This window comes from Halobellus sp. Atlit-38R, assembly GCF_003665925.1.
GTDB lineage: Archaea > Halobacteriota > Halobacteria > Halobacteriales > Haloferacaceae > Haloquadratum > Haloquadratum inordinatus.
Genome location: NZ_QXIJ01000152.1, coordinates 1 through 568 on the forward strand (window position 1 = coordinate 1; position 568 = coordinate 568).

The 568-nt window shown below is 46.0% G+C and carries 1 protein-coding gene; it reads right to left on the minus strand.

Features of this window, described 5'->3' with window-relative positions:
• Nucleotides 1–170 precede the first annotated feature (170 nt).
• Nucleotides 171–386, minus strand: coding sequence for a hypothetical protein (locus tag D3D02_RS20525; RefSeq protein ID WP_121564889.1), 216 nt, complete (start codon nt 384–386; stop codon nt 171–173).
• Nucleotides 387–568 lie beyond the last annotated feature (182 nt).

The window sequence follows — 568 nt, forward strand, 5'->3', positions numbered from 1 at the left end:
CTAGCTGTGCATATTAGATGGCGATGTAACGACTCTTCTTAATCCCATCGGTCAGATAGATCAACTGGTGGTTCCGTCCGACAGTTTTGCAAATTCGTGGCTCTGTTGAAATCCTCTTCTTTAGACACAGTATCGTCTGAAACGTCCGGTCGCTGAAGAGTGCGAAGTACTCAATTTGCTCTCATCTGTAGGGTTTCGTAGATCGCTCCTATGACGGAGATACTCAAGAGGACGAACAATGAAACATCCACGAGCGTGTTGAATGCCGTTGGCCCGTTGGAAATGAGGTCCTGTAGCGTATTCCACTGAAGTGATGCAAAGAGGAAACTCAGCAAAATAAGCATCATCAGCTCACGCCATTGCGGTATGTCACTGGTGGAGGGCATTATCCTGATTGTCCACCTCAGAAATAAAAATGTCTTCTGATGGGTATGTCTCCTGAATTGACCGCAGCCCGATTAGAATATATCACCTGTTGAGGATTTCAACAGAGCCAAATTCGTGGAAGACTCACGTTCTGTCGTCGGTGTGTTGGATCGATATCTCTAGTGATCTCTATCTTCATCCT